This window comes from Pseudooceanicola atlanticus (assembly GCF_000768315.1).
In the GTDB taxonomy this organism is placed as follows: domain Bacteria; phylum Pseudomonadota; class Alphaproteobacteria; order Rhodobacterales; family Rhodobacteraceae; genus Pseudooceanicola; species Pseudooceanicola atlanticus.
This window is the reverse complement of the sequence record NZ_AQQX01000006.1, coordinates 1-26328: the sequence shown is the minus strand read 5'-3', so window position 1 is coordinate 26328 and position 26328 is coordinate 1. Positions and strand designations below refer to the sequence as shown.

Annotated in this window: 26 protein-coding genes and 1 pseudogene; 18 read left to right on the top strand and 9 right to left on the bottom strand. The window is 64.2% G+C overall.

Annotated elements, in window-relative coordinates; translation table 11 throughout:
* Positions 1-44: 44 nt before the first annotated feature.
* Positions 45-1268 carry a 5-aminolevulinate synthase gene (gene hemA / locus ATO9_RS14710; RefSeq protein ID WP_043750689.1) on the bottom strand — a complete coding sequence of 408 codons (1224 nt, stop codon included), beginning with the start codon at positions 1266-1268 and terminating at the stop codon, positions 45-47.
* A 371-nt stretch (positions 1269-1639) separates the two neighbouring features.
* Between hemA and ATO9_RS14705 the strand changes: the two genes are divergently transcribed.
* The 9 genes from ATO9_RS14705 to ATO9_RS14665 all read left to right on the top strand — a co-directional run bounded on the left by ATO9_RS14705 (position 1640) and on the right by ATO9_RS14665 (position 10104).
* Entirely contained in the window at positions 1640-2530 is an 891-nt protein-coding gene (locus tag ATO9_RS14705; RefSeq protein ID WP_043750686.1) for a DMT family transporter, read from the top strand.
* Between the two features lie 51 nt (positions 2531-2581).
* Entirely contained in the window at positions 2582-3502 is a 921-nt protein-coding gene (locus ATO9_RS14700) for a DMT family transporter (protein WP_043750683.1), read from the top strand.
* A gap of 55 nt (positions 3503-3557) precedes the next feature.
* Positions 3558-4415, top strand: a complete 858-nt coding sequence (locus ATO9_RS14695) for a hypothetical protein (protein WP_043750680.1) — start codon at positions 3558-3560, stop codon at positions 4413-4415.
* Positions 4416-4466: 51 nt separating this feature from the next.
* Positions 4467-5390 (top strand): homoserine O-acetyltransferase MetA, encoded by a 924-nt coding sequence (gene metA, locus ATO9_RS14690; RefSeq protein ID WP_043750676.1) that lies wholly within the window; start codon positions 4467-4469, stop codon positions 5388-5390.
* Complete coding sequence (locus ATO9_RS14685; RefSeq protein ID WP_043750673.1) at positions 5374-6333, top strand: alpha/beta fold hydrolase; 960 nt, start codon at positions 5374-5376, stop codon at positions 6331-6333. The genes metA and ATO9_RS14685 overlap by 17 nt, the downstream gene beginning before the upstream one ends.
* Positions 6334-6402: 69 nt before the next feature.
* Positions 6403-7272, top strand: coding sequence for a polyphosphate kinase 2 (ppk2, locus tag ATO9_RS14680; RefSeq protein WP_043750671.1), 870 nt, complete (start codon positions 6403-6405; stop codon positions 7270-7272).
* A complete protein-coding gene (locus ATO9_RS14675) occupies positions 7265-7894 on the top strand; it encodes a TetR/AcrR family transcriptional regulator (RefSeq protein WP_043750669.1) in 630 nt (209 codons plus the stop codon). The genes ppk2 and ATO9_RS14675 overlap by 8 nt, the downstream gene beginning before the upstream one ends.
* A 133-nt stretch (positions 7895-8027) precedes the next feature.
* The gene (locus tag ATO9_RS14670) at positions 8028-8342 is read left to right on the top strand and encodes a hypothetical protein (RefSeq protein WP_043750665.1); all 315 of its coding nucleotides are present in this window, start codon (positions 8028-8030) and stop codon (positions 8340-8342) included.
* Positions 8326-10104, top strand: a complete 1779-nt coding sequence (locus tag ATO9_RS14665; protein ID WP_052418343.1) for a methyl-accepting chemotaxis protein — start codon at positions 8326-8328, stop codon at positions 10102-10104. Before ATO9_RS14670 ends, ATO9_RS14665 begins: the two co-directional genes overlap by 17 nt.
* A gap of 248 nt (positions 10105-10352) precedes the next feature.
* On the opposite strand, the gene rpsI is transcribed toward ATO9_RS14665, so the two are convergent.
* Positions 10353-10853 (bottom strand): 30S ribosomal protein S9, encoded by a 501-nt coding sequence (gene rpsI / locus ATO9_RS14660; RefSeq protein WP_043750663.1) that lies wholly within the window; start codon positions 10851-10853, stop codon positions 10353-10355.
* A gap of 3 nt (positions 10854-10856) precedes the next feature.
* Positions 10857-11318: a 50S ribosomal protein L13 gene (gene rplM, locus ATO9_RS14655; protein ID WP_043750659.1), complete on the bottom strand. Its 462-nt coding sequence runs from the start codon at positions 11316-11318 to the stop codon at positions 10857-10859.
* Positions 11319-11650: 332 nt separating this feature from the next.
* On the opposite strand from rplM, the gene speD reads away from it, so the two are divergent.
* Both speD and speE read left to right on the top strand, forming a co-directional pair.
* Entirely contained in the window at positions 11651-12169 is a 519-nt protein-coding gene (speD, locus tag ATO9_RS14650) for an adenosylmethionine decarboxylase (RefSeq protein WP_043750656.1), read from the top strand.
* Positions 12166-13011, top strand: coding sequence for a polyamine aminopropyltransferase (speE, locus tag ATO9_RS14645; protein ID WP_043750653.1), 846 nt, complete (start codon positions 12166-12168; stop codon positions 13009-13011). The genes speD and speE overlap by 4 nt, the downstream gene beginning before the upstream one ends.
* Here the strand turns inward: speE and ATO9_RS14640 are convergent.
* Positions 13008-13418, bottom strand: a complete 411-nt coding sequence (locus ATO9_RS14640; protein WP_202902143.1) for a PaaI family thioesterase — start codon at positions 13416-13418, stop codon at positions 13008-13010. The two genes, speE and ATO9_RS14640, sit on opposite strands and share 4 nt — an antisense overlap.
* 68 nt (positions 13419-13486) lie before the next feature.
* On the opposite strand from ATO9_RS14640, the gene ATO9_RS14635 reads away from it, so the two are divergent.
* The 5 genes from ATO9_RS14635 to gluQRS all read left to right on the top strand — a co-directional run bounded on the left by ATO9_RS14635 (position 13487) and on the right by gluQRS (position 18766).
* On the top strand, positions 13487-14272 hold the full coding sequence (locus tag ATO9_RS14635; protein WP_043750647.1) for an enoyl-CoA hydratase: 786 nt from the start codon (positions 13487-13489) through the stop codon (positions 14270-14272).
* 172 nt (positions 14273-14444) lie between these two features.
* Positions 14445-15758, top strand: a complete 1314-nt coding sequence (locus ATO9_RS14630; protein ID WP_043750643.1) for a cytochrome-c peroxidase — start codon at positions 14445-14447, stop codon at positions 15756-15758.
* Between the two features lie 69 nt (positions 15759-15827).
* On the top strand, positions 15828-17198 hold the full coding sequence (gene trmFO / locus ATO9_RS14625; protein WP_043751037.1) for a methylenetetrahydrofolate--tRNA-(uracil(54)-C(5))-methyltransferase (FADH(2)-oxidizing) TrmFO: 1371 nt from the start codon (positions 15828-15830) through the stop codon (positions 17196-17198).
* A gap of 12 nt (positions 17199-17210) precedes the next feature.
* Entirely contained in the window at positions 17211-17828 is a 618-nt protein-coding gene (locus ATO9_RS14620) for a class I SAM-dependent DNA methyltransferase (RefSeq protein ID WP_043750641.1), read from the top strand.
* Between the two features lie 41 nt (positions 17829-17869).
* Complete coding sequence (gene gluQRS / locus ATO9_RS14615) at positions 17870-18766, top strand: tRNA glutamyl-Q(34) synthetase GluQRS (RefSeq protein WP_052418356.1); 897 nt, start codon at positions 17870-17872, stop codon at positions 18764-18766.
* Here gluQRS and hisI read toward each other — a convergent pair.
* Positions 18763-19119, bottom strand: coding sequence for a phosphoribosyl-AMP cyclohydrolase (hisI, locus tag ATO9_RS14610; RefSeq protein ID WP_043750635.1), 357 nt, complete (start codon positions 19117-19119; stop codon positions 18763-18765). The genes gluQRS and hisI overlap by 4 nt on opposite strands.
* Positions 19120-19197: 78 nt before the next feature.
* Between hisI and ATO9_RS14605 the strand changes: the two genes are divergently transcribed.
* Positions 19198-19650, top strand: coding sequence for an iron-sulfur cluster assembly scaffold protein (locus ATO9_RS14605; RefSeq protein ID WP_043750631.1), 453 nt, complete (start codon positions 19198-19200; stop codon positions 19648-19650).
* A 55-nt stretch (positions 19651-19705) separates the two neighbouring features.
* A complete protein-coding gene (locus ATO9_RS14600; protein WP_043750629.1) occupies positions 19706-21112 on the top strand; it encodes a methyl-accepting chemotaxis protein in 1407 nt (468 codons plus the stop codon).
* Between the two features lie 202 nt (positions 21113-21314).
* On the opposite strand, the gene ATO9_RS24925 is transcribed toward ATO9_RS14600, so the two are convergent.
* The 4 genes and pseudogenes from ATO9_RS24925 to ATO9_RS14585 form a co-directional block, all read right to left on the bottom strand.
* Positions 21315-21437: a hypothetical protein gene (locus ATO9_RS24925; RefSeq protein WP_272945759.1), complete on the bottom strand. Its 123-nt coding sequence runs from the start codon at positions 21435-21437 to the stop codon at positions 21315-21317.
* A gap of 101 nt (positions 21438-21538) precedes the next feature.
* A complete protein-coding gene (recG, locus tag ATO9_RS14595; RefSeq protein ID WP_043750627.1) occupies positions 21539-23623 on the bottom strand; it encodes an ATP-dependent DNA helicase RecG in 2085 nt (694 codons plus the stop codon).
* Position 23624: 1 nt separating this feature from the next.
* Complete coding sequence (ligA, locus tag ATO9_RS14590; protein ID WP_043750625.1) at positions 23625-25901, bottom strand: NAD-dependent DNA ligase LigA; 2277 nt, start codon at positions 25899-25901, stop codon at positions 23625-23627.
* A gap of 127 nt (positions 25902-26028) precedes the next feature.
* Positions 26029-26280: pseudogene (locus ATO9_RS14585) on the bottom strand (winged helix-turn-helix domain-containing protein); the annotation flags it as partial.
* Positions 26281-26328: the final 48 nt, after the last annotated feature.

The following is a 26328-nucleotide window of genomic DNA, read 5'->3' as shown; positions in this document are numbered from 1 at the left end:
CATTGAGATTGCAAAAATCGCCGCCCGAAAAATCATCCACAGGCTCAGCCAGCGAGCTCCTGCCGATTCAGGGCGCAATGGGACCAGAGCGAATCCATTGCCTTGACCAGTTTGTCGATCTCATCCGGGCCGTGAACCGGCGACGGAGTGAAGCGCAGACGCTCCGTTCCGCGGGGCACGGTGGGGAAGTTGATCGGCTGAACGTAGATACCGTGGTCGTCCAGCAGCATGTCGGACAGCATCTTGGTATGGACCGGGTTGCCGACGATGACCGGCACGATGTGGCTGCCGTGATCGATCAGCGGCATGCCCAGCCCTTTCAGGCGGGTCTTGAGGATCTTCGCCTGGGTCTGGTGCTGGTCGCGCAGCGCCTGGTCGGATTTCAGATGCTTCACGGATGCGGCGGCCCCGGCGGCAACGGCCGGCGGCAGCGAGGTGGTGAAGATGAAGCCCGGAGCGTAAGAGCGGATCGCGTCGCACATCTTGTCGGAGGCCGCGATATAGCCACCCATCACGCCATAGGCCTTGGCCAGCGTGCCGTTGATGATGTCGATCCGGTGCGCCAGTCGGTCGCGTTCGGTAACGCCGCCACCGCGCGGGCCGTACATGCCGACCGCGTGAACCTCGTCGATATAGGTCAGGGCGTTGAATTCGTCCGCCAGGTCGCAGATTGCCTCGATCGGGCCGAAATCACCGTCCATGGAGTAGACGGATTCGAAGGCGATCAGCTTGGGCGCCGCCGGATCGTCGGCCTGCAGCAATTCGCGCAGGTGTTCGACGTCGTTGTGCCGGAAGACGCGCTTGGCCCCGCCATTGCGGCGCACACCTTCGATCATGGAGGCGTGGTTCAGCTCGTCCGAATAGATAATCAGGCCAGGGAACAGCTTGGGCAGCGTCGACAATGTCGCGTCGTTGGCGATGTAGGCAGAGGTGAACAGCAGCGCCGATTCCTTGCCATGCAGGTCTGCCAGTTCGGCCTCCAGCGCCTTGTGATAAAGCGTCGTGCCGGAAATGTTGCGCGTCCCGCCGGACCCTGCGCCGACCGTGTCGATCGCGTCATGCATCGCTTCCAGCACAACCGGGTGCTGGCCCATGCCAAGGTAGTCGTTGCCGCACCACACCGTCACCGGCTGTTCCGACCCGTCCGGGCGGCGCCAGGTGGCGTGGGGAAACTGACCTTTATGACGCACGATATCGATGAAGGTCCGGTAACGGCCTTCCTCATGCAAGCGGCCAATGGCCTGATCCAGCTGAGCCTCGTAGGTCACGGGCAGTACTCCTTCGTCTTCACTTGCGCCCCTGCGGGCGGCGAGCGGCTCGGTGCTAACACCGAACGGTCCTGATTGGAATGGTTTTAAGTCGCGCTTCCATTCTAGGCCAAGTTACAAATTGCCGCCCCCCCGACTTTGATCTGGGTCAAAAGGTGACTTTCCCATTTAAATATTTCGACTTACCCGACGTCCGCACCCCCCGACCCGATGGCAGGCTTTATCACGTCGATTTGACTGGCTTTTTCCCTATCGGGCCTGGCTCAGCGCCGCAGGCCCCGGATTTCCGCAGCCCCGCCCCCGACGGATATCGCATATGGACAGCGGCGGACCGGCTGGTAGTGTCGCGCGGCTCCCGAATTGGACCTGTCATGACAAATCCCGCCTTGCCCGACCTGCCGACCCCAGCCCCCACCCTGCGCGCGGCGATGTGGATGGCCGGTGCGATCATGTCCTTCCTGTCCATGGCGGTGGCGGGCCGTGCCCTCGCATCCGAGCTCGATACATTCGAGATCATGACCTATCGCAGCCTGACCGGCGTCATCATCATGTTCGTCGTGATCACCCTGACGGGCAAGTGGCACCGCATCACGACGCACCGGCTCGGCCTGCACGTGCTGCGCAACGTCGCGCATTTCACCGGGCAGAACCTGTGGTTCTTCGCGATCACGATGATTCCCCTGGCCCAAGTCTTTGCGTTGGAATTCACCTCGCCGATCTGGGTGCTGGTGCTGTCTCCGATTTTCCTGGCGGAAAAGATGACCCGCCGCCGTGCACTGGCCGCGCTGATCGGGTTTTCGGGCATCCTTCTGATCACCCGACCCGGAGCGCAGACCCTGTCGCCCGGACTGATCGCCGCGGCGCTCTGCGCGATCTGCTTTGCCGGCACGATCATCTCGACCAAGCGGCTGACCCGCGACGTGCCGACGATCTGCATTCTCTTCTGGCTGACGGTGATGCAGGCAGTTCTGGGGCTGGTGACCGGCGGGCTGGACATGGATTTCGCCGTGCCGTCGCTGGAACTGTTGCCCTGGGCGGTGCTGGTGGGGCTGGCCGGGCTGTTCGCCCATTTCTGCGTGACAACAGCGCTGTCCATCGCGCCTGCAACCCTTGTCGCCCCGATGGACTTCGTGCGCCTGCCCTCGGCCGCGATCCTGGGCCTGCTCGTCTATAACGAAGCGCTCGATCCCTTCGTGCTGATCGGGGCCGCCATCATCTTCGGCGCCAACTACGCCAATATCCGCGGAGAGCAACGTGCCTGATCGCGCAGGAAACGGATTGCCCTGCCCGCACCCGACGGGGTCAATACGGCCATGACCGCCATCGAACAGAAATCCGTCTCGACCGCCGCCTGGGCCCAGCTGATCCTGCTGGGGCTGATCTGGGGCGCCTCCTTCCTGTCCATCCGCATTGCCCTGGACGAGGTCGGCGCCTTCACCTCTGTCATGCATCGCTGCCTCTGGGCGATGATCCTGCTCTGGGGCGTCGTCATCTTTACCGGGCAGACATTGCCGCGGGATGCCCGTACCTGGGCCGCGTTGCTGTTCATGGGGGTGCTGAACAACGTTCTACCGTTTTCGCTGATGGCCTGGGGCCAGTTGCACATCGAAAGCGGCCTGACGGCGATCTTCAACTCCTTCACCGCCGTCTTCGGCGTCGTGGTCGCCGCCATCGTCTTTGCCGACGAAAAGCTGACGGCGCGCAAATCCGTTGGCGTGGCCTTCGGCGTGGCGGGCGTCATCGCGGCCAAGGGGCTGGACAACCTAGCCCATATCGATCTGCGCTCGCTCGGGCAGCTGGCCGTGCTGGCCGGAACGCTCTGCTATGCGATGGCCGGCAGCTTTGCCCGGGCCAACCTGTCGGGCCTGTCGCCGCTGGTCGCCTCTGCGGGGATGCTGACCGGGTCGACCCTGGTGATGATCCCATTGGCCTGGGGCGTGGACGGCATGCCCAGCCTCGCGCTCGAGCCGCGGACCTGGATGGCGATCGGCTATTACTCCCTGATCGGGACCGCCGGCGCCTACCTGCTTTATTACTCTATCCTGGCCAAGGCGGGCAGCGGCAACCTGATGCTGGTGACCCTCATGCTGGTGCCGGTGGCGATCCTTCTGGGGCACCTCGTCCTGGGCGAAGTTCTTCTGCCGCGGCATTTTATCGGCTTTGGATTCATCGCCACCGGGCTGATCGTCATCGACGGGCGGTTGATCCGGGCGATCCGGCGAATTGGGGTTTGACCCCTCGCCACCCAGCCCCTAGCACGAAACCGAAGACACTTCCGGAGACCGGTACATGATTTATGAAACCGCCGAGGATTGGAGAAACGCCCCGCATCGTCGCGTGGTCCTTTTCGGCATGTCCGGGCTGGGCAAGACCCATATCTCCAACATGCTGCGCGATTCCGGCAGCTGGTTTCACTACTCGATCGATTACCGCATCGGCACGCGTTACATGGGCGAATACATCGCCGACAACGCCAAGGCCCATGCGATGCAGGTGCCGTTCCTGCGCAACCTGCTGATGACGGATTCGATTTTCATCGGCTCCAACATCACCTTCAACAACCTCACGCCGCTGTCGACCTATCTCGGCAAGCCGGGCGATCCGGACAAGGGCGGCTTGCCCTTCGACGAATACCGCAAGCGCCAGGCGCAGCACGAAGCCGCAGAGATCGAGGCGTTGCTGGATACCGAGCATTTCGCGCAGCGCGCCACCTCACTTTATGGTTACGCCAATTTTGTGTGCGACAGCGGCGGGTCGATCTGCGAAGTCGTCGACCCCTGGAACGAAAATGACCCGGTCCTGAACGCGCTGACCGATACTGCGCTGCTGGTCTGGATCAAGGGTGGCGAAGAACATGCGCAAGAGCTGATCCGCCGCTTCGACCGCGCTCCCAAGCCCATGTATTACCAAGGAAAATTCCTGGAAAACGCCTGGGCCGCCTATCGCGAGGAAACCGGCGAGGCCGAGGACGAGGTCGATCCCGACGCCTTCGTTCGCTACACCTATGCCCGCGCCCTTGCCCATCGTCAGCCCCGCTACGCGCAGATGGCCAAACGGGGCGTCACGGTCACCGCAGACGAGGTCTCTCGACTGGCGGATGAGGAGGGCTTTGTCGCATTGATCGCGAAAGCCCTTGAGGCGCGCTGACCACGCGCCTACTTTTGATCGCTTACCCGCAATAACCGAAAGGCCTGAATCATGCCTATCAAGATCCCGTCCGACCTTCCCGCCTACGACGTGCTGACGCGCGAAGGGGTCATGGTCATGGATGAGGATCAGGCCGCACGGCAGGACATCCGTCCGCTGCGCATCGCGCTGCTCAACCTGATGCCGAAGAAGATTCAGACCGAAACTCAGTTTGCCCGGCTGATCGGGGCGACACCGCTCCAGATCGAGCTGTCGCTGATCCGGATGAGCGAACACCGCACCCGCAACACCGCAGCCGAGCATATGGAAAGCTTCTATCGCCCCTTCAGCGAGGTGAAGGAGAGCGGCGAGAAATTCGACGGGCTGATCATCACCGGCGCACCGATCGAGCACCTGGCCTTCGAAGACGTCACCTATTGGGACGAGATGGTCGAGGTCATGGACTGGACCCAGACCCATGTGCATTCCACCTTCGGCGTCTGCTGGGGCGGCATGGCGATGATCCATTACTTCCACGGCGTGCCCAAGCATATCCTCGACCGCAAGCTTTTCGGCTGCTTCCCGCAGCGCAACCTGGAACGCCCGTCGCCTTATCTGCGCGGGTTTTCAGACAGTTGCCTCGTGCCTGTCAGCCGCTGGACCGAAGTGCGACAGGCCGACCTGGACAAGCATGAGGGGCTGACCACCCTGCTGGACAATGACGAAACCGGCCCTTGCCTGGTCGAGGATCCGGAACATCGCGCGCTCTATGTCTTCAACCATTTCGAATATGACAGCGACACGCTGAAACAGGAATACGATCGGGACGTGTCTGAAGGGACGCCCATCGACATCCCGACGAATTACTACCCCAACGACGACCCCTCGCAACGCCCGACGAACCGGTGGCGCAGCCATGCCCACCTGCTCTACGGCAACTGGATCAACGAGATTTACCAGACGGTTCCCTTCAGCTTCCATGATGCTCCTGCTTAGACTGCTCGTCGCCCTCGCCCTTCTCGTCGCCATCGTGGCGGCGATCACCATGGTACGCGTGTCAAAACGCGTCGCCACGGCGGAAGAGGCCTATCCCCCCGAGGGCCAGTTCGTCGAGGTGGACGGCCATCCCATCCACTATGTCCAGACGGGCAGCGGACCGGACCTCGTCCTGCTGCATGGCGCATCGGGCAACACGCGGGACATGACGTTTTCGCTGGTCGATCAGCTGTCCGACCGCTTCCGTGTCACTGTCTTCGACCGTCCTGGCCTGGGGCACACCCCGCGCCTCGCCGCCTCCGGTGTCACGCTTGAGGATCAGGCCGACCTGCTGGTCGCCGCATCGCAACAGCTGGGCCTGGCCAGACCCGTCGTCGCCGGGCAGAGCTTTGGCGGCGCCGTCACCATGGCCTGGGCCGTGCATCACCCCGACACGCTGTCCGCCGCCGTCTCCATCGCCGGGGCCACCTATCCCTGGCCCGGAGACCTTGATGCCTTCTACGCCACCTTGGCGCGGCCCGTGATCGGCCCCGTCATGTCGCGCCTCCTGGGCGCCTTCGTGACCGAGGATTACGTGCGCAACGCGATTGAAGGCGTCTTCGCTCCCAACACGCAACCCGACGGCTACGCCGATTACATCGGCGTGCCGCTGGTCCTGCGCCCCCGCTCCCTGCTGGCCAATGCCCAGCAACGGACCGAGCTGCGCGAACACCTCCGCGCCCTGTCCCCGCGCTATCCCGAACTGACCCTGCCCATCGAGGTCATCCACGGCGATGCCGACGACACCGTCGCGATCTCGATCCATTCGGAGGAGTTGGCGCGCAATGTCGAAAGCGCCCAGCTGACGCGCCTGCCGGGTATCGGCCACATGCCCCACCACGCCGCCGAGGCTGCGGTGGTCGAGGCCATCGACCGCGCCGCCGACAGGGCCGGGATCCGCTGATCCGACGACCAAGGCCCGTTGCGTTAATCCCCTTAACATCCCATATTCGGTGAAAAGGAGCCGAATTCCATGGACTTGCCCTTCGACGGTGCGATCAGCGCATTCCACGAAAACGATGCGCCCAAGGCGATCCGCAACGCTATCGCCCGCGCCGACAAGAACGAGATGATCAATCCCGATTATCCCTATGACGAACGCATGCCGCGCAAGGCCTACGAAAAAGACCTCGAGGCGCTGCAGACCGAACTGGTCAAGATGCAGGCCTGGGCCAAGGAAAGCGGCGCCCGTATCGTCTGCGTCTTCGAAGGCCGGGATGCGGCAGGAAAAGGCGGCACAATCAAGAGGTTCCGGGAATATCTTAATCCACGCGGCGCGCGTGTCGTGGCGCTGTCCAAGCCGTCCGAGACGGAACAGGGCCAGTGGTATTTCCAGCGCTACATCGACCATCTGCCCGCCGCCGGCGAGATCGTGTTCTACGATCGCTCCTGGTACAATCGCGGGGTCGTGGAAAAGGTCTTCGGCTTCTGCACCGATGACCAGCGCGAACACTTCTTCGCCCAGGTCCCGGACTTCGAACGCATGCTCGTCGATGAGGGCATTCACCTCTTCAAGTTCTGGCTCAATGTCGGACGCGCGGAACAGCTGCGCCGCTTCCTCAAGCGCGAGAACGATCCGCTCAAGCAATGGAAGCTCAGCTGGATCGACGTCGAGGGCCTGAAGAAGTGGGACGACTATTCCCAAGCCATTCAGGAAACGCTCGACCGCAGCCACACCGACGTCGCCCCCTGGACGATCATCCGATCCGACGACAAGCGTCGCGCCCGGCTGGAAGCGATCCGCCACGTGCTGCAAAACGTTGATTACAAGCGGAAATCCGAAAAGGCGATCGGCAAGGCCGATGACAAGGTCTGCGGTGGCCCGGATATCTGGGATGCCTAAGAAGCGCGGCTATCATCACGGCAATCTGCGCCAGGCGCTTGTCGATGCCGCGCTCGAGCTGATCGAGGCCAAGGGCCCAACCGGTTTCACCCTGTCGGAAGCGGCCAAGCAGGCGGGCGTCACCCCCGCCGCCGTCTACCGCCATTTCGAGGGCCGCGAAGACCTGATCGCCGAAGCCGCCCGGCAGGGCTACGAGATCTTCGCCGACGTCATGCAATACGCCTATGACAAGGGCCAGCCCTCGGCCCTCGCCGCGTTCGAGGCGACGGGCCGCGCTTACCTGGCCTTTGCCCGCAAGTACCCGGGTCATTACATCGCGATGTTCGAAAGCGGCATCTCGGTCAATCGCAACCCCGACCTCGCCGCCGTGTCGAACCGCGCCCGTGCCGTTCTGGAAAAGGCCGCCGGCGATCTGTCGCAGCATATCCCGCCCGACAAACGCCCCCCCGCCGCGATGTTCTCGGCCCATATCTGGGCGCTCAGCCACGGGGTTGTCGAATTGTTCGCCCGGAACTCTCCGGGCACCCAATCCCCCTTCCCGCCCGAGGACCTTCTGGAAACCGGGATCGGGGTCTATCTGCGTGGTCTGGGCCTGATCCCGCCGGATGACGACAAACGCTAAAGCATTGGCCCGGCGGAGCAATCTCAGCCCCCGCACGACCTTTCGATATCGAAACGCATTTTAGCGAATAGCGGTGCCGTCCGGACTGCGGAATTAAGCAGCCGGTAGGAAAAAGCTGCGATTTCTGGGGCAAATGAACACGCATCTTGCCATCACGGCCGTCCTGGCCCTGGTTTCCCTTCTGCTGGCCCCTGCCGCGCTGATCGGCGGGCCTGCCCCCTCCGGTGGGCTGGTGCTTGTCCTGCATGCGCCTTGGCAGCAGGCACAGGACATCGTCGACCGGGCTGGCGGCAGGATCATCGGCCCGGCCCTCGCGCCCATGGCAGCCTTTGCCGAAGGGGGCCAGGATTTCACCCGCGCCCTACGCGACGCCGGGGCCTGGGCCGTCACCGATGCAACCCGCTTGGCCATCCTCTGCAATGTGACACCTTATGACGAACGCACCTGACCTCCCTGCCGTCGCGCAGCCCGACGAATTCGAAGCCTCGCAGGCCCGCGCAACCCGCCTGCTGGCCCATCTCAGCGCCGCCGCGGGCCTGCCCGTCGCTGTGATCGGCTGGCTGGTCGGGTCCAACGTCACGCTCAGCCTTGTCGGCGCGACGTTGTTCGGCCTTGTCGCCCTCGCCGCCCTGCGGATGGAGGGACGGACCTCCCGCATGATCGTCGCGCAGGCCCTGACCGGGCAGTGCATCACGCTGAACGCCGCGCTGATGGGCCACCCGCTGCAGATCGATATGCACATGGTCTACTTCGCCGCGCTGGCCGCGATGGTGATGATGTCGGGGCTGCGCGCGCTTTTCGTCGCCGCGGGCACCATCGCAGTGCATCACCTCGTCCTGTCCTTCGCCATGCCGGCGCTGGTCTATCCCTCCTCCGACATGCTCTTCAACGTGGAACGGACGGCCATTCACGCCGTGATCGTCATCATGGAAACCGCCGCGCTCAGCTTTGCAATCGCGACACGCCTGCGCCTCAACCGGCAGGCCCAGGCGCAGCGCAGCGAACTGGCCCGCGCGATGTCGGAAACCGAGGACGCCCTGAACCGGGCAGAGGCGGAAAAGACCCGCGCCGAAACCGCACTGGCAGAGGCGCAAGCAGCCAGGAATGCCGCCGACACAGCCCGGAAAGACGCGGAAACCGCACTGGCAGAGGCACGGCGCCAGTCCGAAATCGCCCGCGAGGCCGAGGAAAAGGACCGCGCCCTGCGCGACAGTCACGCCCAGGAACTGGTGCTGCTGACGGACATCTTCCGCGACAGATTGCAACAACTTGCCGCCGGTGAACTCGGCGTTCGGATCGGCGATGACCTGCCCTCGGATTACGACGATCTGCGCAGCTACTTCAACAATGCCGCCACCCGGCTGGAGGACGCGATCACCGATGTGCGTGGCCAGTCCGATGCGATCCGCAACCTGGCCAGCGACCTGACCGAAGCCGGCGGAAAGCTGGCCGATCGGTCGGAACGCCAAGCCACGACCCTCGCCCAGATCACCGAGGCGCTGACCCAGCTGGACCGCGCCACCCAGGATGTGGCCACCGACACGGGCGACGCACAACGCCTGATGAACGACGCCAGCAGCGAAGCCGAATCCGGCGCCACGGTCATGGCCCGCGCGGTCGAGGCGATGGACGCTCTCGAAGTGCGGTCCAACGAGGTCAGCAAGATTATCGGCGTGATCGAGGATATCGCGTTCCAGACCAACCTTCTTGCCCTAAACGCAGGGGTCGAGGCCGCCCGCGCCGGCGATGCCGGCCGCGGTTTCGCCGTCGTCGCAACAGAGGTCCGCGCCCTGGCGCAACGCTCCTCCGAGGCCGCGAAGGAGATTGACACGCTGATCAAGACCAGCACGACCCAGGTCGGCGAATGCGTCGCGCTGGTGCGGGAAACCGGCCAGGCGCTGGACGGGATACAGGGCGGTGTGAACTCGATCACGCAACGGTTCGACAAGATCGTGACATCGACGCGCGCACAGTCCAAGGGGCTCAGCAATGTGACCTCGGCGATCACCGACCTAGAAAGCCTGACGCAGAAGAACCTCAGCATCTTTCAGGAAACCCAGGCCGCCAACACCGTCCTCGATCGCCACGCCGGCGAGTTGGACGCGCTGGTGCGCCGGTTCCAGGTCGGCGCCAGCCGCTCGGGCCTGTCGGCCTCGACCCGCTCCCAGTGGGAGATGGACATGCCGACCGCACCGCGGATCGCATCCTGACGATCTCCATGCAGACCGCGCCCCTTGCCACAACGGCGAGGGATGCGGCCGCGACAACGCTGCCCGGACCTCAGCACGTCGCGGACCGCTACCCGTCACGACACCAGGCCTATTGCGGCCCGTCCGCCTAACGCTCTCGACGCACCGCGAACCATGCGCACCACGACCTCCGCACCAGATGCCCAACGAAAAAGGGCCGCCCAACCGGGCGGCCCTTTCCGTATATCCAGCGGCACAGGCCGCGGAAATCAACGCTTGGAGAACTGGAAGCTCCGGCGGGCCTTGCGGCGGCCGTACTTCTTACGTTCAACAACGCGGCTGTCGCGGGTCAGGAAGCCAGCGGCTTTCAGCGCGCCACGCAGCGACGGATCGTAGAGTTGCAGTGCCTTGGAGATACCGTGCTTCACGGCACCCGCCTGGCCCGACAGACCGCCGCCCTTGACGGTGGCGTAGACGTCGAACTCACCTTCAACACCGGCAACGGTGAAGGGCTGGCGCAGGATCATCTGCAGAACCGGACGGGCGAAATAGGTGTTCATTTCCTTGCCGTTCACGGTGACCTTGCCGGAGCCCGGCTTGATCCAGACACGAGCGGTCGCGTCCTTCCGCTTGCCGGTCGCGTAGGAACGGCCCAGTTCGTCACGAACGGGTTCGCGGGGCGCGTCCAGTTCGGCCGCGGCGGCGACACCACCGATATCGTCGGTGACGGCGTCTTTCAGCTCTTCGAGCGAATTGATCTGATCAGCCATTTATCAGCTCCGCGTGTTCTTGGAGTTCATGGATTTGACATCCAGCACTTCCGGCGATTGCGCATCGTGCGGATGTTCGGACCCGGCATAGACGCGCAGGTTGGTCATGATCTTGCGCGACAGGCGGTTGCCCGGCAGCATGCGCTTGACCGCTGCGGTCACGACACGCTCGGGATACTTGCCTTCCAGCAGTTCACCCGCGGTGCGGTGCTTGATGCCGCCCGGGTGGCCGGTGTGCCAGTAGTATTTCTTGTCCGTGCGCTTCTTGCCGGTCATCTGCACCTTGTCGGCGTTGATGACGATGACATTGTCGCCCATGTCCATGTTGGGGGTGAAGGACGGCTTGTGCTTACCGCGCAGCCGCATGGCAACGATCGAGGCGAGACGGCCCAGCACGACGCCCTCGGCGTCGATGATGATCCATTTCTTGTCGATGTCTGCCGGAGTAGCAGAGAAGGTTTTCATTTCGGGTGCCCTTTGGAAGATGGCAGCCCGGACGGGTGTTACACCGACCGGGCGATTTGATGGGCGGGTTATACAGCGCGGATCGCACCAGTCAAGCGGACAAATACCAAATTTCACAAGCAAAATCAGATGCTTGAAATTATGGTATTAATATACCCCACACAAATGAGCCCCCTTTGGCAAAAAATCTCTGCCACGGGCAGAAAAGTCTTGCACGACTCGCACTCAGTTCATAGGTGGGGCGCACTTTCGGGACCGATCCCAACCCGTGTCTTCATGGGGGGCGCTAAGGAACCGACTGGAACGCACTACTGGATTAGAAGGGGAGCGCCATGAAAGACGCCAACCTCTTCCAACTGGGGTACGGTCTGGATACAGGCGCCCATGAGGAAGACACCACCATCGGGGGTTTCGTCCCCGCGAACGATTCTCCACGCGACGTGTTCGACGAAGACCGCGATGATCACTTCATCCGGCGCGACGGGGTCGTGTTTGCCGGCACGCATCTGATCATCGAGGTCGTCAACGGCCACGGGCTGGACGACGAGGGCCGCATTCAGCAGGCCTTCCGCGATTGCGTGGACACGTGCGGGGCCACCCTGCTGCACATCCACACGCACAAGTTCTCGCCCCAGGGCGTGAGCGGCGTGGCCGTGCTGGCGGAAAGCCACATCTCCGTGCACACTTGGCCGGAAATCGGCTACGGCGCCTTCGACGTGTTCATGTGCGGCGATGCAAAGCCCTGGCTGGCCGTCGACGTGCTGTCGCGCGCCTTCGGCACCGCCGATGTCCGCGTGAAGGAACTGAAGCGGGGCGAAGGCCTTGTCGAGGAGTCCGGGGTCGCGGCATGAGCGACTGGATCCGCGAAAAGCTCCACGCCGATTACGGGCAATCGCTGCGCATCTCCGAGATGCTGTATGACAGCGAGACCGAGCATCAGCGTCTGAAGGTCTTTCAGAATGGAACCTTCGGCCGGGTCCTGACGCTCGACGACGTGGTGCAGACCACCGAAGGCGACAACTTCGTCTACCACGAAATGCTGACCCATGTGCCGATCCTGGCGCATGGGGCGGCCCGTCACGTCTGCATAATCGGCGGCGGTGACGGCGGCATGGCCCGCGAGGTGCTGCGCCATCAGAGCGTCGAAAACGTCACCATGGTCGAAATCGACGGCGGCGTGGTCGAGTTTTCCAAGCAATACCTGCCGACCCTGTCGCAGGGGGCTTTCGACGATCCGCGCCTGAACCTCGTCATCGCCGACGGGGCGGATTTCATCCGCACCACCGAGGGCGGGTTCGACGTCATCATCGTCGACAGCACCGACCCGATCGGTCCCGGCGAGGTCCTGTTCTCGGACACGTTCTACGGCCATGCCAAGCGGGCCCTGACCCCCGGCGGCATCATCGTCACCCAGAACGGCGTGCCGTTCATGCAGGGCGACGAGCTGACCAACACGATGCGGGCCTTCCAGGCGCTCTTTGCCGATGCGTCCTGCTATCTGGCCACCGTGCCCACCTATGCCGGTGGGCCGATGGCCTTTGGCTGGGGCACAGATGGCGACGCGCGGCAGACCCCGCTCGCCACCTTGAAGGACCGGTTCACGGCCTCGGGCCTGACCCCGGACTATTACACGCCCGAGGTGCACCAGGCGGCCTTCGCCTTGCCCGGCTACGTGCTGAAGCTGATGCCTTAACGCTCCGGGGGGATGGAATAGGTCAGCGTGGCCCGGGCCACCGGCTGTTCCATCCCCTCGGAAAACAGCAGCGCATCACTCACCGCCAGGACCTTGCCCAGCTTCAGCAACCGGCATTCGGCGATCAGGTCGGCATGATTGACCGGCTTGCGCATGAAATCGATCGAGCAATTGGTGGTGACCGCCAGCGCCTTGGGCCCGATCATCGCCATGATCGCCAGGTAGGCCGACACATCCGCCAAGCTGAACATGGCCGGTCCCGAAACCGTGCCGCCCGGGCGCAGGTGCCGCTCTCCGACCTTCAGGCGGATGCGGACGAACATGTCCTGCACCTCTTCCACGCCGAAATCCGCATGGACCTGGGGGAACACTTCCACGAGAAATTGTTCCAGATCCTCTTTCGTCATCACAGGCAATCGCTTTCCTCCCTCGATATTGCGGCATAGAGTTCCGACAAACCAAGGGGAGGTACAAGATGGCAATTCTGGAACGTCGCGACACCGGGTCTATCGCCCATCTTCACATGAACCATCCGGAAAAGCTGAACGCGCTGTCCGACGCCATGCTGGCAGAGCTCGCTTCGGCCCTTGCAGCCCTGCGCGAGGATCGCGACATCCGCGTCGTCATCCTGTCGGGCGAAGGCAAGGCCTTCTGCGCTGGCCACGACCTGAAAGAGATGCAGGCCGGTCGCCAGGCCGAAGATGGTGGCGCCGCCTATTTCGGGGATCTCTTCACCCGCTGCGCATCGGTGATGAACGCGATCCGCACCCTGCCCCAGCCGGTCATCGCCCGCCCCCACGGCATCGCCACAGCTGCCGGTTGCCAGCTGGTCGCGACCTGTGACCTTGCCATCGCGGCAGAGGGCACGCGCTTTGGCGTGAACGGCGTCAATATCGGCCTCTTCTGCTCCACCCCCATGGTCGCCCTGTCTCGCAACATCCCGCGCAAACAGGCGTTCGAGATGCTGACCACCGGCGAATTCATCGACACCGACCGCGCGATCGACCTCGGCCTGATCAACCGCGCCGTCCCAGAGGACCAGCTAGAAAGCGCGACGATGGAATTGGCCGAGACCCTGGCCTCCAAGCTGTCCTCGGCCGTGCGCATCGGCAAAGAGGCCTTCTATACCCAAATCGAAATGCCCATCGAACAGGCCTACACCTATACCGGGCAAGTCATGGTCGAGAACATGATGCTGCGCGATACCGATGAGGGGATTCGCGCCTTCATCGAAAAGCGGCGCCCCGACTGGGCTGAGTAAAGCCCCTCACGGCAAATTTGATTGACAGGTTTCGCCCGGAATTTCGCCTTGGCCCCAGTCGGTTAAGGCGTTGTTTCCATTTCAGGGTCAATTTATTGCCCAGTTCGGCATTTTTTCGCCGTACGTTATCAGCATAGCATGAAAAATATTTATTTATTTTAGGACGAATGCGATGCGAATTTGGGTCACCGCCAGCTTTCTGTCTCTCCAGGCCTCGCTCTCTCTGGCCAGCGATCTGCCGATTGCGGTGACCCAGGCAGATTTTCCGCAGACAGACGAATTCCTCGTCGATCTGGGACGCGACCTGTTCTTCGATCCGATCCTGTCGGGCAACCAGAACATTGCCTGCGCCACCTGCCACCACCCGACGCTGGCCTCTTCCGATGGCATGTCGCTGGGCCTTGGCGAGGGCGCGACGAAACTGGGCCCCGCCCGCGTCGTCGATCCGGACAACCCGCCGCATAACCGCATTCCCCGCAACGCCCCGGCGCTTTTCAATGTCGGGGCCTATGAATTCACCACCATGTTCCATGACGGCCGGGTCCAGGCCGATCCCAAATCCCAATTCGGCATCAAGATGCCCCCCAATGCGACGCTGGAACGCCCCCTGCCCACGGTTCTGGCCGCTCAGGCGCTGATGCCGCCGACCAGCCATGATGAAATGGCCGGCCAGGATCAGGAAAACCCGATCTCCCTTGCCGCGATGGACGGCAAGCTGCGCGGCGAAGGCGGCGTCTGGGACCTGCTCTGCAAACGGATCGAGGCCGTGCCCTCCTATGCCGAGCGCTTCAAGAAGGTGATCGGCGACCGCCCGCTGCATTTCACCGACGTCGCCCGCGCCCTGGCCGAGTTCGAAACCTTCGAATTCCAGTCGATCAATTCGCCCTTCGACCAGTATCTGCGCGGCCAGCAGAACGCGCTCAGCGCCGATCAGAAAGCCGGAATGGACATCTTCTATGGCAAGGGCAATTGCGCCTCATGCCATTCCGGTCCGTTCCAGACCGACCACCAGTTCCACGCCATCGGCCTGCCCCAGCTTGGCCCCGGCAAGGAAGTCGGCTCCTACGCCGATAAGGGCCGCATAGCGGTCACCGGCGATGTCGAGGACCGCTACCGATTCCGCACGCCCTCGCTGAGAAACGTCACGATCACGGGACCTTACGGGCATAACGGCGCCTACAAGGACCTCGAGATGATGGTGCGTCACCACCTCGATCCGATCCGGTCCCTCGGGCGTTACGATTTCAGCCAGGCGGTGCTGCACGACATCAAGCTCGAGGCCGACGATTGGGGCGCGATGAAGGATTTCGATGAGGTCATGCGCATCGCCGAAGCCGCCGAGATCATCCCGGTGGACCTGACCGAGGCGGAGATTGCTCGGCTGATGACCTTCCTCGAGGCGCTCACCGACCCCGAGGCCGGCAAGGGCCGCCTTGGCGCGCCCGACAGCGTGCCCTCCGGCCTGCCGATGGACACGTTCAACTAGGGCCCCACGACCCGGCAACAGGCACCGATCCCCCTTCCCAAACGCGCCGCGATGGCCTACATCGCGCGCATGGCTGATACACCCGAACTCCACATCGTCGGCGGCGGCATGGCCGGCTCCGAAGCTGCCTGGCAGGCAGCGAACCAGGGCGTGCGCGTCGTGATCCACGAAATGCGCCCCCATGTCGGCACCTTCGCCCACAAGACCGGCGACCTGGCCGAGATGGTCTGTTCCAATTCCTTCCGCTCGGACGATGACGAACAGAACGCCGTCGGGCTGCTGCATTGGGAAATGCGCCAGGCCGGTGGCCTGATCATGGAAATGGCCGATAGCAACGCCCTGCCCGCCGGTGGCGCGCTGGCCGTCGACCGCGACGGGTTCTCGGCGGCCGTGACCGAACGGCTGCGCGCCCATCCCAATGTGCGCGTCGAGGCCGGAGAGATCAGCGAATTGCCCACCGACGGCCATTGGATCATCGCCACCGGCCCGCTGACCTCCGAAGGGCTGGGCCAGGCGATCGCCCGCGAAACCGGGGCCGAGGCGCTGGCCTTCTTCGATGCCATTGCGCCCATCGTCTATGCCGACAGCCTCGACATGGACGTGATCTGGGCACAGTCCCGCTACGACAAGGGCGAGACCGAGGAGGAGCAGAAGGCCTACCTCAACTGCCCTATGACCAAGGACCAGTACGAGGCGTTCATCGACGCGTTGCTGGCCGCCGACAAGACCGAGTTCCACGAGGGCGAGACCGCCGGCTATTTCGACGGCTGCCTGCCGATCGAGGTCATGGCCGAACGCGGCCGCGAGACCCTGCGCCACGGCCCGATGAAACCCGTTGGCCTGACCAATGCGCACAAGCCCGACGAAAAGGCCTATGCCGTCGTGCAGCTGCGCCGCGACAATGCGCTTGGCACGCTCTACAACCTGGTCGGCTTCCAGACCAAGATGAAGTACGGCGCGCAAGCCGATGTTTTCAAAACGATTCCCGGACTTGAGAACGCGCGCTTTGCCCGCCTCGGCGGCATCCACCGGAACACCTTCCTGAACTCGCCCACGCTGCTGGACAACCAGATGCGGCTGCGGTCCCGTCCGCATATCCGCTTTGCCGGCCAGATCACCGGGGTCGAGGGCTATGTCGAAAGCTCCGCCATGGGGCTGCTGGCCGGTCGCATGGCCGCTGCGGAACTGGCGGGCCGCGACCTGCCCCCGCCGCCGCCGGAAACCGCCATGGGCGCGCTGATCCACCACATCACCGGCGGGGCCGAGGCCAAGACCTTCCAGCCGATGAACGTGAATTTCGGGCTCTTCCCGCCACTGGATGGCGTAAAGGGCGGGCGCCGGAACCGCAAGGATCGCTACAAGGGGTACACGGATCGGGCAAAACTGCTCTGGTCCGACTGGCTCCGCTCTGCGGAACTGGACCTCGCCCGGACGGCGTGATTTGTTGCCGCCATGGCACAATCACATCTCGACAAGATCTACGACGTGGAGGGCCCCAAGGCCCTCAGGGAATTCTACGACAACTGGGCCGACAGCTATGACGGCGACCTGGAAGACCAGGAATACGTGACACCTTCGCGTGTCGCCGCCGCCCTCGCCGATTTCGTCCCCGAGGCCGACCGCGACCAGCCCGTGCTGGATTTCGGCTGCGGCACCGGCCTGTCAGGCGAGGCTCTGTCCAAGGCCGGGTTCACCCAGCTGCACGGCGCCGATGTCTCCGAAGGCATGCTGGAAAAGGCCAGGGAAAAAGGCGTCTACGCCCAGCTTCTGCGCCTGCCCGGCGGCGCGCTCGATCCCGAAATCATCGGTCGGTACAGGCTGGTGACTGCCGCCGGCGCGATCTCGGCCGGGGCGGCGCCTGCCGAAACCCTGCCCCAGATCGTCGACGCCCTGCCCGCCGGCGGGCTGCTGGTCGTCTCCTATAACGGCCACACGCTGGAGGACGAGGCCTACATGGCCGCGCTCACCCGCGTCCTGACCGATGGCGCAACGCTGGAATCCGCGCAGGACGGCGATCACCTGCCCGGCATCGGGCTGAAATCGCGCGTCATGGTGCTGCGCAAGACGTGATTCAAGCATGAGCCATCAGGAATGAGCCGCCCAACATGACCATGGTCACCCGCTTCGCCCCGTCCCCGACAGGGCCGTTGCACCTGGGCCATGCCTATTCCGCGCTGCTGGCCCATGACCGGGCACGGGCGGCGGGCGGCAGCTTTCTGCTGCGCATAGACGACCTGGACCAAAGCCGCGCCCGCCCCGAATGGGAAGCGCAGATCTACGATGATCTTCAATGGCTTGGTCTTTCCTGGCCCGAACCCTGCCGGCGCGAATCCGACTGTACCGCCGACTACGAGGCCGCGCTGGACCACCTCTGGTCGCGCGGCCTTCTCTACCGTTGTACCTGCACACGCCGCGACATCGCCGAGGCGCTGTCGGCCCCGCAGGAAGGCGCCCCCGTGCATGGCCCCGACGGGTTGATCTACCCGGGCACCTGCCGCTGGCGGCACCCCGGGGAACGCAACGCCCCCCAGGACCACCCCCGCCCGCGCGGCGTGACCCTGCGGCTCGATATGGAAATGGCCACCGCGCAGATCGGCCCCGACACCCCGCAAGACGCGCCGATAGCCAGCTTCGAGGAAACCGGCGCGGGTCCCGACGGGCAGACCGGACGCATCGACATCACTGCGCAGGACATGATCGACGGTGTCGGTGACGTGGTTCTGGCGCGGCGCGACATGGCGGCCTCCTACCACCTGGCGGTCGTGGTGGATGACGCCGCCCAACAAGTGACCGAGGTCACGCGCGGCGCCGACCTGTTCGACGCCACCCGAATTCACGTGGTATTACAAAAGCTTCTGCGCCTTCAGACGCCCGGCTATCACCACCACCGCCTGATCCGCGACGACAATGGCAAACGCCTGGCCAAGCGCGACGATGCCCGCGCGATTGCCAAGTATCGCGACGACGGCGCCACCCCCGCCGATATCCGGCGGATGGTCGGCCTTTAGACCATCGGCGCCATCAGCTCGACCTCTTCGCCATCGCGAATGGCGGTGTAGAAACAGGACCGCCGGTTCGTGTGACAGGCCGGCCCTTCCTGGCGCACGATCATCAGCAGGCAATCGCTGTCGCAATCGACCCGCATGTCGATCAGTTCCTGCACGTGCCCGCTGGTCTCGCCCTTGATCCAGAAGCTTTGCCGCGAGCGGGACCAATAGGTCACCCGCCCGGTCTCGAGCGTCTTCGCGACGGCCTCCGCGTTCATCCAGGCCATCATCAGCACGGCACCGCCCTCGTCCTGGGCAATGGCCGGGATCAGTCCCTTGTCATCATATTTGAGAGAGCCGGGATCAAAGCGCATCGGGGCATCCTTTCCAAATCGGGTCGGCAGCGCTATCTAAGGGAAATCGAAGCCGCACGCCACCACCGAGAGGACGCCATGAGCGGAGAGACCGACCTCGTCAAGCTCTATTCCAACCGTATCCTGGCGCTCGCGACGGATATTCCCTACCAGGAACGGCTGTCAAACCCATCTGCCAGCGTGAAAAAACGCGCACCGCTCTGCGGGTCGACGGTGACGGTCGATGTCGGCGTCAAGGACGGGCGCATCGCCGAATTCGGGCAGGACGTGAAGGCCTGTGCGCTTGGCCAGGCCTCGGCCTCCATCGTCGGGCGCGCGGTGATCGGCTGCGACCGCGACCAGATCCATGCCGCGCGCGACGCGCTCAAGGCGATGCTGAAACAGGACGGCCCGACACCCCCGGCCCCGTTCGAAGAGCTTGAGGTGCTGCGCCCCGCGCAGGAGTACAAGAACCGCCATGCCTCCATCCTGCTGACGCTGGACGCGCTGTCCGATGCGATGGACGAAGTCGCGCAATCGGATTGCGCTTAACGGGTTGTTCGGTTTTGGGCTTTAGGGCTGATCCCGTCATGATGGACGGGACGCAATGCATATTGATCAAACCGGTTTCGACGATGCGCGACGCAATGCAATCCTGAACCAGGTTGCACAGAACGCCTCCGCCCTGGGTGCGGAAGTGGTGGATATCGACGGCTTCCTCGATGCCATCGCCGCGCAAACCACCGAACAGCAACAGACCCTGCGCCAGTTGCGCGAAGGGGCGGGCCACGTCGTGCAGGTCAACGCCTCCGTCATGGAAACGCTCGCGGCCATGTCGCAGACGATCACCCAGACCCTGGCCAAGCTGACCACTGCCAGCGAAAAGCTCACCGTGACCGAGGAAAAGGCCAACCACCTCGTCTCCTGGGTGCAGACGATCGACCAACGCGCCCAGAACGTGCAGGGCACGCTGGATGCGGTGCAGAACTCGAACAACCAGATCGCCGTGATTGCCGCGCAGGTCAACATGCTGGCCATCAACGCGAAGATCGAAGCCGCCCGTGCCGGCGAAACCGGGAAGGGCTTTGCCGTCGTCGCCGATGCAATCAACGAATTGTCGCAACGCACCGGTCAGGCGGCGGAAGATATCACCGGCAACGTCAACGCGCTGATCGACTGGATTTCCGGCCTGCAATCGGAATCCGGCTCCGTCAGCCGCCGCGCGCAGGAAATGCATGAACACGGAGCGGAAAGCGGCGCGGCCCTGACCGAGGCATTGCAGGACATGGAGGCGATCAGCAACCGCAACACCCTGATCGCGCGCGACGCCGAAGACGCGGACAAGGCGCTGCGTGAATTCCTCCCCAATATCGCCGCGATCGACCGATCCGTTACCGCCGGGATCGCCGGCGTGCAGGACGCGCACAAGCGGATCACGCGCCTTGTCGATACGTCCGAAAGCCTGGTCCAGGGCAGTGTCGCCCTCGGCGGCAGCCAGGGCGATGCGCTCTTCATCGACGCCGTGAAGGCCCGCTGTGGCGAGATCCGCGCCGCCTTCGAAACCGCCCTGCGCGAAGGGTCAGTCTCCATCGACGAACTCTTCGATACAGAATACCGCCCCGTGCCCGGATCGAACCCCGAACAGGTGGTCACCCGCTTCACCCGGTTCACCGACCGCGTTCTGCCGGGCATCATAGAACCCGCGCTTGACCTCGATCCGCGTGTCGTCTTCTGCGCCGCCGTGGATCGTAACGGCTACCTGCCGACGCATAACCGCAAATTCTCGCAGCCGCAGGGCACGGACCCGGTCTGGAACACGGCCCATTGCCGCAATCGCCGCATCTTTGACGACCGTGTCGGGCTCAAGGCCGGACGCAATGCCGAACCCTTCCTGCTGCAGGTCTATCGCCGCGACATGGGCGGCGGGGAATTCGTCCTGATGAAGGACGTCTCTGCCCCGATCTTCGTCGACGGCCGCCATTGGGGTGGCCTGCGCCTCGCCTACCGGTTCTGACACCCGGCGTTCCGAACAAAAAAACCGCCGCACATCCATGCGGATGGCGGCGGAAAGGATACGGTCTCGCGTGGGACACCGACCTGCCGGAACCGGGGGAATGAGGCAAAACCGGCATTCTGGGACAGGCAATCTCAGGCACCGCATGGGGGAATGCGGGACAGGTCGGACGCGAAACCGCGGGCAGAAAACAGATACGGCCTCAGGTCAGGCCAGGCAGGTGAAGCGCTCCGAAAAGCAGGACCATCAGGGCCGCAACCCCAAGCGCATCCTCGATCAGTGTGCCACGGGACTGGCGGGCCAGGGTGGTGATCTGTCGGATCATGGCGATGTCCTTTCGAATTGCTCAACCTCTGTTGCTACTTTGTTCTCATATCCGGATTCGCAAGTAAAGAACTTTTTAAGAACATTTGAGAACAAAATGAGTTATCCCACGGAAATCAACCGGATAGCCTCGTCCTGCCCCATCAGCCACAACAGCATGCGCGCCGCCCTGCCCCGGTCGGTTTCCAGCGTCGGGTCCTTGACCAGCAGCGCCCGCGCATCCGCCTGGGCCGACGCCATCAAGCCCGCATCCCGTTCCAGGTCCGCCACCTTGAACCGCGGCAAACCCGATTGCGCCGTGCCGATCACGTCGCCCGCGCCCCGCATCTCCAGGTCGACCTGAGCGATGCGGAAGCCGTCCTCCGTCTCGCGCACCAGGGTCAGCCGTTTCTCCGCCGTCTCCGACAGGGGCGCGCGATACATCAGCAGGCAGGTCGCCTGCTGGTCCCCGCGCCCGACCCGGCCGCGCAGCTGGTGCAATTGCGCCAGGCCAAAGGTTTCCGCGCGTTCGATCACCATGATCGACGCGTTTGGCACGTTCACACCGACCTCGATCACCGTCGTTGCCACCAGCACCTGCCGGCGACCCGCGACGAAATCCGCCATCGCCGCGTCCTTGTCGGCGGGTGGCATCTGCCCGTGGACCAGCGCCACCACGTCGTCGCCAAGGGCCGCGCGCAAATGCTTGAACCGGTCTTCCGCCGCGGTCAGGTCGATCAACTCGCTTTCCTCGACCAGCGGGCAGACCCAATAGGCCTGCCGCCCCTCGGCCACGGCCTTCCGCAGGTGATCCACCACCTCGTCCATCCGCTGCGTCGACACCAGGGCCGTCCTTATCGGTTTCCGACCCGGCGGTTTCTCGTCGAGGATCGAGATATCCATGTCGCCATATTGCGCCAGAGACAGCGACCGCGGGATCGGCGTCGCCGTCATCACCAGCACATCCGCCTGCGCGCCCTTGCGGCCCAGCTCCAGCCGTTGGCGGACGCCGAACCGATGCTGTTCATCGACGATCGCCAAGCGCAGGTCATGAAACGCCACATCCGCCTGGAACACAGCATGGGTGCCCACCAGGATGTCGATCCGGCCCTCCGCCAGGTCGGCCAGCTTGGCCGCGCGGTCCCTTCCCTTGTCTCGCCCGGTCAGGATCTCCAACCGCACGCCGGCCGCCTCGGCCATCGGGGCCAGCCCCTCCATATGCTGGCGAGCCAGGATTTCGGTCGGCGCCATCATCACGCCCTGCCCCCCGGCCTCCACCGCGATCAGCAGCGCCAGGAAGGCAACCAGCGTCTTGCCGGCGCCCACATCGCCCTGCAACAGGCGCGACATCTTCAGATCTCCGGCCATATCCGCCGCGATCTCCGCGACCGCGCGGGTCTGTGCGCCGGTCGGCTTGTACGGCAACGCGGCCAGAACCTTACGCTGTAAGTTACCATCCCCGACCGTGGCCCGCCCCCGCGATTTCCGCGTCCGGTCCCGTGCCAGCGCCAGCGTCAATTGATGCGCCATCAACTCGTCATAGGCCAGGCGCTGATGCACCGGATCATAGGGTCCGCTTTCGGTCGTCGGCGCATGGGCCGCGCGCACCGCTTCGGCCCAGCCGGGCCAGCCCTTGGCCTCTTTCAACGACCGGTCGATCCATTCCGGCAGGTCGGGCATCCGCTCCAATGCCGCCGCCGCGCCCTTTGCCATGACCCGCTGAGTCACGCCTTGCGTCAGCGGGTAGACCGGTTCGAATTCCGGCAACTCCCCGGCGTCTTCGGGCGGCAGAACGTGATCCGGATGCACCATCTGGATCATCCCGTCGAACAGTTCCAGCTTGCCCGATACGATCCGCCGCGACCCTTCGGGCAAAAGCCGTTTCAGGTAATCGCCGCGGGCATGGAAGAAGACGAGCGGGAAATCCTCCTGGCTGTCCTGCACCATGATCCGGTAGGCCCCGCCCTTGCGCGCCGCCGGGCGATGGCCGCCAACCGTGACCTCGACCGTCGCGATCCCGGGCACCGGCGCGCCCTTGACCGTGTCGCGACGCCGCCGGTCGATCACCCCGTGAGGCAGCAGGAATAAAAGGTCGCGCGGGGTTTCCACGCCGAGCTGCGTCAGGCTCTTGGCAATCTTCGGCCCGATCCCCGGAAGCGTCGTGATATCCGCGAAGAGCGGGAAAAGGAGTTCCGGCCGCCTCGCCATCTCAGCCTCCGATCAGCTCCAGCCAGCCATCCTCGTCCAGTGTCTCGATGCCCAGATCCGCAGCCTTTTTGGCTTTCGATCCCGCCCCGGGCCCCGCCACCAGCAGGTCGGTCTTGGCCGAGACCGAGCCCGACACCTTGGCCCCCAATGCCTCTGCCCGCGCCTTGGCCTCGGCCCTTGTCATCTTTTCCAGCGTGCCGGTGAAGACGACCGTCTTGCCCGCCACGGGGCTGTCCGCCGCGACCACGCGCTTGGCCTCCTGGATGTTCAGATGCGCCACCAACCGGTCGATGGAGGCGCGCTCTGCCGGGTTTGCAAATGTCGTCACCAGCGAGTTTGCCATCACCTCGCCGACGCCGTCGATCCCGATCAGATGCTCCCAGGCCGGGCCGCGTTCCTCGGCCTCGACGATGCCTGTCTCCAGCGCCTCCCAGGTCCCGTAATGGTTCGCGATCAGGGCAGAGGCGCTTTCGCCCACATGCCGGATACCAAGCGCGAACAGCAACCGCGACAGAGGGATTTTCCGCTTGTCCTCAATGGCTTGATACAGGTTCTCGGCGCTTTTCGCGCCCCAGCCCTTCACCTTGTCCAGCGGGCGTTCGGCCAGGTGGCGGATCGCCTGGATCAGGTGGTCGGTATCCGTGTCATCCACCGGCACACCGGCGCCGCGCAGCATCTCGGCCAAGGTTTGCAGGTACTCGGCCCGCCGGTCGTCAGGCAGGTTCATCGCGTAGTCGATCACCTCGCGCGGGTCGCGAACCAGCCGCTCCTCCGCCCCCCGCGTCGCAAGGGTAAAGATGTCCGCAGGCTGCGCAATCCAGCACATGGAATAGAGGAATTCGACCTGTTTCGCGCCCAGCCCCTCGATGTCGAAGGCGGCGCGCGACACGAAATGCTTCAGCTTTTCGACGGCTTGCGCCGGGCAGATCACGCCACCGGTACAGCGCCGCACGGAATCGCCCGGCTCCCGCACTGCCTCGGACCCGCATTCCGGGCAGGTTTCGGGGAAGACGTACGGCTCCGCCCCGCTGTCCCGCTTGGACAGGTCCACATCGGCAACTTTCGGGATCACGTCCCCGGCGCGGTAGACCTGCACCCAATCCCCGACGCGGATGTCCTTGCCCTCGCGGATCTCGCCGCCCTTGCTGTCGCGCCCGGCAATGTAATCCTCGTTGTGCAGGGTGGCGTTCGACACGACCACGCCGCCCACCGTCACCGGCGTCAGCCGCGCCACGGGCGACAACGCGCCGGTCCGGCCAACCTGGATGTCGATCGCCTCCAGCCGGGTCCAGGCCAGTTCGGCAGGGAATTTATGCGCCAGGGCCCAGCGAGGCGTCGTCGACCGGTATCCCAGCCGGCCCTGCAGCGACAGATCGTCGACCTTGTAGACCACGCCGTCGATGTCATAGCCCAGCGTCGCGCGCTGTTCCTCGATCGCGTGGTAGTGCTCCAGCATCTCGGCCACGCTGGTGCAGCGGCGGGTCAGCGGATTGGTCTGGAATCCCAGTTTGGACAGCCGTTCGATTGCACCCCATTGCGTGTCGGCCAGCGGCTCCGACAGCTCCCCCCAGGCATAGGCGAAGAATTTCAATGGCCTGTCCCGGGTGATCGTCGCATCCAGCTGGCGCAGCGATCCGGCAGCGGCGTTGCGCGGGTTGGCAAAGGTCTTGCCCCCCTTTTCTGCCTGGCGCTCGTTCAGGGCCGCGAAATCCGCGTGGCTCATATAGACCTCGCCGCGCACTTCCAGCACGGCGGGGGCGCCCGTCAGGGTTTCGGGAATATCGTCGATCGTGCGGGCATTGGCGGTGACGTTTTCGCCGACACTGCCATCGCCGCGCGTCGCCGCCTGCACCAGTTGGCCGTCCTCATAACGCAGCGACAGGCTCAGCCCGTCGATCTTGGGTTCGGCGGTGAAGGCCAACGCCGCGTCCTCGCCCAGCCCCAGGTAAGAGCGCACGCGGCCGTCAAAATCCTGCAGATCCTCGTCGTCGAAGGCATTGGCCAGCGACATCATCCGCACCGCGTGGGTGATCTTGGAGAACCCGTCCGACGGGGCCGCACCCACCTGGTCCGAGGGACTGTCCGCGCGCTTCAATTCGGGAAAACGCGCCTCGATGGCCATGTTGCGCTGTTTCGCGCTGTCGTAATCCGCATCGGAAATTTCCGGTGCATCTTCCGTATGATAGGCCGTATTCGCCTGGGCCAGCAGATCGGCCAGGCGGGCGAGTTCTTCTTTCGCCTCGGCTTTGGAAAGGTCCTCGACAGGCCGATCAGACATGGCAGCGCCCCCTATCGCGTTTCGATGCCGGAGATCCGGCTGCGAAAGTGATAGGGGGCGCGCAGGTCAGGGTCCAGAGGGGAGTGGCGTCGCCGGGGCAACACCGCCGAGACTTACAACGTAAGCCTCAGGCGCCCATGGCGATCCGCTGGTCGTCCATCTCCACCGGTTCGGGATCGCGCAGCACGTAGCCACGGCCCCAGACGGTTTCGATGTAATTGTCGCCGCCCGTCGCCGTCGACAGTTTCTTCCGCAGCTTGCAGATGAAGACGTCGATGATCTTCAGCTCCGGCTCGTCCATGCCGCCATAGAGATGGTTCAGGAACATCTCCTTGGTCAGGGTCGTGCCCTTGCGCAGGCTCAACAGTTCCAGCATCTGACCTGCCCCCCGCGAAATCCCTCACCTTAATGTAGAGTCTGCGCCAAC